General features: G+C 56.8%; 6 protein-coding genes. 2 read left to right on the top strand and 4 right to left on the bottom strand.

All coding sequences use genetic code 11. The features are described 5' to 3' along the window. On the bottom strand, nucleotides 1-1,028 hold a 1,028-nt coding region (locus ABWP27_RS11600), incomplete at its 3' end, for an acyltransferase family protein (RefSeq protein WP_353156922.1). Nucleotides 1,029-1,221: 193 nt separating this feature from the next. Here ABWP27_RS11600 and ABWP27_RS11595 point away from each other — a divergent pair. After that, nucleotides 1,222-1,731 carry a hypothetical protein gene (locus ABWP27_RS11595; RefSeq protein ID WP_353156920.1) on the top strand — a complete coding sequence of 170 codons (510 nt, stop codon included), beginning with the start codon at nucleotides 1,222-1,224 and terminating at the stop codon, nucleotides 1,729-1,731. A 51-nt stretch (nucleotides 1,732-1,782) separates the two neighbouring features. Continuing rightward, a complete protein-coding gene (locus ABWP27_RS11590) occupies nucleotides 1,783-2,130 on the top strand; it encodes an antibiotic biosynthesis monooxygenase family protein (RefSeq protein WP_353156917.1) in 348 nt (115 codons plus the stop codon). A gap of 35 nt (nucleotides 2,131-2,165) precedes the next feature. Here ABWP27_RS11590 and ABWP27_RS11585 read toward each other — a convergent pair whose 3' ends face one another. Genes ABWP27_RS11585 through ABWP27_RS11575 form a run of 3 tightly spaced genes read right to left on the bottom strand, consistent with a single transcriptional unit; the run spans nucleotide 2,166 to nucleotide 6,295 of the window. Beyond that, nucleotides 2,166-2,405 (bottom strand): hypothetical protein, encoded by a 240-nt coding sequence (locus ABWP27_RS11585; protein ID WP_353156914.1) that lies wholly within the window; start codon nucleotides 2,403-2,405, stop codon nucleotides 2,166-2,168. A 30-nt stretch (nucleotides 2,406-2,435) separates the two neighbouring features. After that, nucleotides 2,436-3,188 (bottom strand): PIG-L deacetylase family protein, encoded by a 753-nt coding sequence (locus tag ABWP27_RS11580; protein ID WP_353156911.1) that lies wholly within the window; start codon nucleotides 3,186-3,188, stop codon nucleotides 2,436-2,438. Next, nucleotides 3,185-6,295, bottom strand: a complete 3,111-nt coding sequence (locus tag ABWP27_RS11575) for an efflux RND transporter permease subunit (protein ID WP_353156909.1) — start codon at nucleotides 6,293-6,295, stop codon at nucleotides 3,185-3,187. Before ABWP27_RS11575 ends, ABWP27_RS11580 begins: the two co-directional genes overlap by 4 nt. Between the last annotated feature and the right edge of the window lie 161 nt (nucleotides 6,296-6,456).

The raw sequence follows: 6,456 nt of genomic DNA, 5'->3' as shown, positions 1-6,456 counted from the left end.
GCTGGCCGGTTTTCAACCCAGGTAAACAACAAAGCACCGCCGCCTATGCTGACGCCTAGTGCAATCAGCATGCCGAGCAGATTGGCGAGCGGCTCTTGCGGGAAGAAATGGAAGAAGACGGCATTCACGATCATGCACAGCGGGAAGTGGATCAGAAATACCGAGTACGAAATACGGCCGAGATAGGTCAACATGCGCGGCATCTGCCATTGTTCCAATGCACCAGTCTGGCGCGCCAGCCCCAGCATCAGCATCACGCAACCTGCCACCAGAATGCGCGAACGGAAATCCAGCAGCAGTGCAACGATCACCACCATGCCCAGCAATGCGAGCCAGAGCATGCCCTGGCGACGGCGCGAGACCCAGTAAGCGAGCGCACCCAAACCGTAAGCGCCGAAGAAGTACAACGCGGTCGTATCCCACGCTTCATTCAGATTGAAGACAAATAGCGATGTCACCGTCAGTAACGCAATCAAGACGGGGCCGATGAATGCCGGCGCAGAATAACGCGTCTCGATTTTTCCGGCACCCCACAACACCAGTGCGGCAAGGGCAAACAGCTGCAGATCGATCGCCACATACCAGACGCCGGCAGACAAGGCTTCCTCGCCGACCAGATCCTGCAGAAAAAATACATGCGACCATAGTTGCGCAAAGTCTGGAACATCAGGAATGGAATCGTCGGTCAGCCATTCGCGCGCCAGAGCTGCACACAGGATCGCGAACACCAGTGCAACCAGATACGGAATCGCCAGTCGCAGATAGCGTTGATAAATTGAATACAAGGGATTACCGACCAGGGCCTTGCCATGCGGCGCAAATTTTGCCGCCAGCAAAAATCCGGCAATCACAAAAAATGCCTGCACCGCCATGCGGCCGTACTGGTAAAGCAGATCAATCGTGGTCGGCATGAACGAATAGGCAATATCCGACATCGGACCGTAAAACGCGAGGTGATGGAGAACGATGAACAAACAGGCAACCGCCTTGAGCGCATCAACGCAAGGCATTCTTGAAACACTACGCATGAATTCTGATTTCGCGGATATTGTTTTGGCGCGGCCAGCGCGCGAAGGAAGACTTTTCCAGCTATGTCGCCGACAAAGAATCGGCCAGGGCGCAAGTCTACACCTACTCACACCATTTCGCTGAAACGGCAATCGCCTGCAGCTATCGGCGATTGCCTCTATGATATGCAGCAATCAACAGAAGCGAGCTCGCATGCACAACACGGAATGGCAGGAAGACAATGAAGCAGACCACGGCAACGCCATTCATGAAGCGCGTCTGTGGCGCGATGATGGCTGGACTGCCCGCGTCATCAAGAATGAAGACGATGAAGGCTGGGCTGTCGAGATGATCAAGGATGGCGAGGCCGAACCTGCATTGGTCGGCCCATGGACGATGGGACGCGACAAGAAAAACCCCAAGCCGCTGGATACGCCAGCCTTCCATACACTGGTCAAGACCGCCGCCGAAGTCTTGCGCAGACATGAACAGCAATTGCATGCGACGCTGCACAAGAGCGTCATTGTGAATACGGCATCAGCAACCATCAGCGTCACGCTCGATATCGTGCCTGACGAAGACGATCCCTATGCCATTCTGGCCGCACAGGATGAAAACGGCGAACAACTGGCAGCCGTGCGCGTGGCGCCGACGTTCAAGCTCACGCGCAGTAGTGCCGAAAACTGGATAGGCAACGAATTCCGCCGGCCAGCCGATCGCTAGAATAAACAGGTTGCATACTTGCCTGCACTGCCACAATCAGGAGAGACATGAATGATTGCCGTCATCTTTGAAGTGATCCCGCATGCCGATCACAAGCAGGACTACATGGATGCGGCAGCATCGTTGCGACCGCTACTGGAAGAGATAGACGGTTTTATTTCTATCGAACGTTTCGAGAGTTTGAGCCAGCCAGGGAAAATTCTGTCGCTATCCTACTGGCGCGACGAAGAAGCGGTCAGTCAGTGGCGCAACCTGGAAGAACATCGCAAAGTGCAGGCTGCCGGACGGGCCGGCATTTTTGCCGATTACCGGTTGCGTGTTGCGCAGGTGCTGCGCGATTACGGGCTCAATGAGAGAACCGAGGCGCCGACAGATTCACGTCAGGCACATAAAGCCTAAGCGTTGAAAATTACAGAGACATATTCTGTCGTCAATCAAGCTTCGGCGAGTTTGGCGTACAGGCGAGCGAATTCTTCATCCAGCGTATTCTTCGGCAAGCTGCTTTTGCCGCGACTGTACCAGTAACTGGCATTGCTCAAATCACCTTCCACGCGATGCAGATAGCCGTGAATCTGGCACGACAGCACATCGCCGTGCACTTGCACCAAGGCATGAGCCTCTTCCCAATTTCCCGCTTTTGCAAGATCCAGTACTTCCTTGTGATTACAAGCCATTTCAAATCCTCTATTGCAATTCTTTATTGACTAGCCGAAACGTTCCAGTTCAAAACATTCGGCATATTCGTCGCCAACGAGATCCAGATCAATCGCGCTTTTTCTATTAATGGAAAGTACCCGTTCGTCGAATCCATGACCGCGCGTGTTCAGGTTACGCTGATGTTGCGATTGATGCAGTCGTAACAATTCGGCCTTCCATGCTGCAGTCGTCGCATCGAATGCAGTCACCAGATCGGTGCGCATCGCTACCGTCTTCGCATCCTGATTCAACACTGCCCACATGTGCAGATTATCCGCCAGGGCTACCGCGCGAAACAAGGCATAGGTGCGTTGATGCGTGACATTGCTGTCGTTCCCGTGCGGCATGAAGACCAGATCCGGCTGACAGGCGACGATCTGCGCCCGTATCGCGTCATGATTTTCCGCATCCAGGCGCGGATTGCCTTTTTCATCCGGCGGCAAATGCAGGAAGCTGACGCGTTCCGGCGGCAAGCCGAAAAATGCGCAACTTTCCCTCTGCTCAGCTTCGCGCAATGCTGCTTTTTCAGCGACAGTATGCGCACCGGAAAAGCCATCTTCCACACCACTGGCACCGCCAGTCAGCACCGCCAGATGTATCGTATCGCCGCGTTGATGAAAGAATTTCAGCGTCACGCCGATGGCATCGAAATCATCCGGATGCGGCGCCAGCACCAGCAAGCTCAGCGGCGCAGATAAGGACAGCTCGTCCAGCCGCGCAGGCCGATGTGTTGCCAGCACTTCCTGCAAACTTGTGCTCATGATTTTTCCAGACCCAGTTGCGGCGCTTTATGGTCTTCCTTGATGCCGCGTGCTTTTTTCATCATGCGCTTGAGCCAGTGTTCGATATCATCGATATACGTAAACACCGCAGGCACCACCAGCAAACTCAGCAGCGTCGATGTAATCAAGCCGCCAATCACGGTGATTGCCATCGGCGAGCGGAAACTCGGATCGGCACCCCAACCCAGCGCCAGCGGCAGCATGCCGGCGCCCATCGCGATCGTCGTCATGATGATGGGGCGACTGCGCTTGTGGCAGGCATCGACCAGCGCATCGAAGCGATTCATGCCTTGTTGCCGCGCCAGGATGGCGTAGTCAACCAGCAGAATCGAATTCTTCGTGACGATGCCCATCAACATGATCAGGCCGATCATCGACGGCATCGACAAGGCCCGGCCGGTAATCAGCAGCGCAACAAACGCACCGCCTATCGACAAGGGCAGCGCCGCCAGAATCGTGATCGGCTGCATGAAATCCTTGAACAGCAGAACCAGCACGCCATAGATGCATAACACGCCTATCATCATCGCCAGACCGAAGCTGGCAAACAATGCCTGCATTTCCTGGGCGTCGCCCAGTTCGGCAATTTTTACGGCGGGCGGCAAATTCTGCATCGATGGCAACGCACGCGCTTCGGCATTCACTTCACCCAGCGCACGTCCGCCGAGCTCCACATCGAGCGTGACATTGCGGCTGCGGTTCAAACGATCAATCTGTGCCGGCCCGCTTTGCATGGTGACAGTGGCAACGTTACCCAGCATGACCGGGCCGTTTTTACCCGGCACCGTCAGGCGTTCTATCGCCGACAAATCGGCACGCACTTCGTCCGGCAATTTGATGCGTATCGGCACCTGGCGTTCAGTCAGATTCAGTTTCGGCAAATTCATGTCGTAATCGCCGGCAGTGGCGACCCGCACTGTTTCACCGATGCTGGCCGTGGTGACACCGAGATCGGCGGCGCGCGCAGAATCGGGACGCACGATGATTTCCGGACGCACCAGCGAAGCGCTGGAACTGACGTTGCCGACACCTTTGAGCGTACGCAATTCGCGTTCGACTTTTTGTGCGGCTTCCGATAATGCAACCGGGTCTTCACTGCGCAACACCAGTTGCATCTTGACGCCGGTATCGGGCGGGCCGACGTTGAATCGCGCACCGGGAATGTCGGCAATATTGGCACGGATGACCGCTTCGATATCAGCCATCGATTCATGCCTATCGTTGCGATGCGTGGTCGTTAACGTGAGCACCGCACGACGCGCCTCGGCTGCCGCACCGGGGGCAAATGCATCACCGCTGGAACCACCGCCGATCGAACTGAAGACACTCTTGATGTTGGCATCTTTCGATACTGCAAGACGCACGCGTTCGGCAACCGCAGTCGTTTCCGCCAGCGTGCTGCCGGGCGGCAGTTCAATGTTGATCTGCGTCTGGCCGCGATCGGCGGGCGGGACGAACCCGGTCGGCAGCAATGGCACCAGCATGATGGAGGCGAAAAAGAAAATGCCGGAAGCAATCGCCGTGGTCAAACGATGGCGCAAACACCAGCGCATGACAACCAGATAACGCTGCATCAGCCAGCTGTCTTTTTGCTCGAGCTCCTTGACCGGTTTCAGGATGTAAGCTGCCATCATCGGCGTGAGCAAACGCGCCACCACCAGCGATGCCAGCACCGCCAGCACGGCAGTCCAGCCGAACTGCTTGAAGAACAAGCCCGGTATGCCGGCCATGAATGCGGTCGGCAGGAATACCGCGACCAGTGCAAAGGTCGTCGCAATCACCGCCATGCCGATTTCATCTGCCGCTTCCATCGCGGCCTGCATCGGTGTTTTGCCCATGCGCAGATGGCGCGAAATATTCTCGATTTCGACAATCGCATCATCGACCAGCACACCGACCACCAGCGCCAGCGATAGCAGGGTCACCGTATTGAGCGTATAGCCGAAGTAACTCAGGCCGAGAAAAGTCGGGATGACGGACAAGGGCAGAGCCGACGCCGCGACCAGCGTGGCACGCCAGTCGCGCAGAAACCACCACACCACCAGCACCGCGAGGATGGCGCCTTCGTACAGCAGCTCCATCGAACCCTTGAAGTTTTCTTTCACCGGCTGCGCGTTGTCGATTGCCTGCTTGAAGACGACATTGCTGTTGGCTGCCTGCAGTTCTTCCACTGCGGCACGCGTACCTCTGGCAACATCAAGTTCGCTGGCGCCCTTGGTACGGAACACTTCAAAGCCGACGACAGTGTGGCCATCCTGCGACGCCGACGAACGGCGCTCGGCAAACGTATCGGTCACAGTGGCAACCTGATCGAGCCGGATGTGATGGCCGTCTGCCAATGGAATATCCAGCAGCGCCAGTTCGGCGGCAGTCTTCACGGTGGCGATGGTGCGCACCGCCTGCTCGGCACCACTCACATCGCCGCGCCCACCCGGCGCCTCCTGCTGCACCAGACGCAGACGACGCGACACATCGACTGCAGCAACATTCAATGCAGCCATTTTTGCCGGGTCGAGTTCAATCCGCACTTCGCGGCTGACACCGCCCACGCGTTTGAACGAACCGACGCCCGGCACGCTGAGTATGCGTTTGGCAACCGTGTTATCGACGAACCAGCTCAGTTCCTGCTCATCGAGCTTGCTGCCCGGTGCCGCGGCAGCGGTGAACGTCAGGATCACGCGCCCTGCAGTCGATACCTTGGTCACCGATGGATCGCGCAAATCGCTGGGCAGATCGGCACGGATCAGGGCCACTGCATCGCGCACGTCATTGACGGCATCCGAAATATTTTTCTCGAGGACGAACTCAACCGTGACGGTTACCGCACCATCGAGCACCTTGGTATAGATATTCTTGATGCCTTGCAGCGTCGCAACCGAATCCTCGATCTTGCGCGCCACTTCCGTTTCCAGTTGCGCCGGCGCAGTACCGGGCAGGGCCGCCGTGACCGTCACAATCGGCAGTTCGATATCGGGAAAATCCTGCACTGCATTCGATTTGAACGACAACAGGCCGCCCAAACCCAGCAGTACAAACAGCATGATGGCGGGAATCGGGTTCTTGATGGAAAGCGAGGAAAAATTCACGCGCGCTCCTATTTGTTCGCCGGTGCAGCATGCACAGGCGTCGTTGCTGCATCGGCTTTTTGCGCTGCGCCAGTCGGCGGTGACGCAGGTGCAGTGGTTGCAGATGTCCCATCAGCGGGCAGTGCAGGGACAACTTTTACCAGATCCCCATCATTGAGAAA

The sequence above is a fragment of the Herminiimonas fonticola genome, from assembly GCF_040395855.1.
In the GTDB taxonomy this organism is placed as follows: Bacteria; Pseudomonadota; Gammaproteobacteria; order Burkholderiales; family Burkholderiaceae_D; genus Oxalicibacterium; species Oxalicibacterium fonticola_A.
Note: the sequence above shows the minus strand (reverse complement) of the source record. Positions and strands in the feature narration are given on the sequence as shown.

What these genes read in the sequence shown, in the direction of transcription:
- ABWP27_RS11590 (WP_353156917.1), top strand. Translation starts at nt 1,783, where the DNA reads ATGATTGCCGTCATCTTTGAAGTGATCCCGCATGCCGATCACAAGCAG.
- ABWP27_RS11585 (WP_353156914.1), bottom strand. Translation starts at nt 2,405, where the DNA reads ATGGCTTGTAATCACAAGGAAGTACTGGATCTTGCAAAAGCGGGAAAT.
- ABWP27_RS11580 (WP_353156911.1), bottom strand. Translation starts at nt 3,188, where the DNA reads ATGAGCACAAGTTTGCAGGAAGTGCTGGCAACACATCGGCCTGCGCGG.
- ABWP27_RS11595 (WP_353156920.1), top strand. Translation starts at nt 1,222, where the DNA reads ATGCACAACACGGAATGGCAGGAAGACAATGAAGCAGACCACGGCAAC.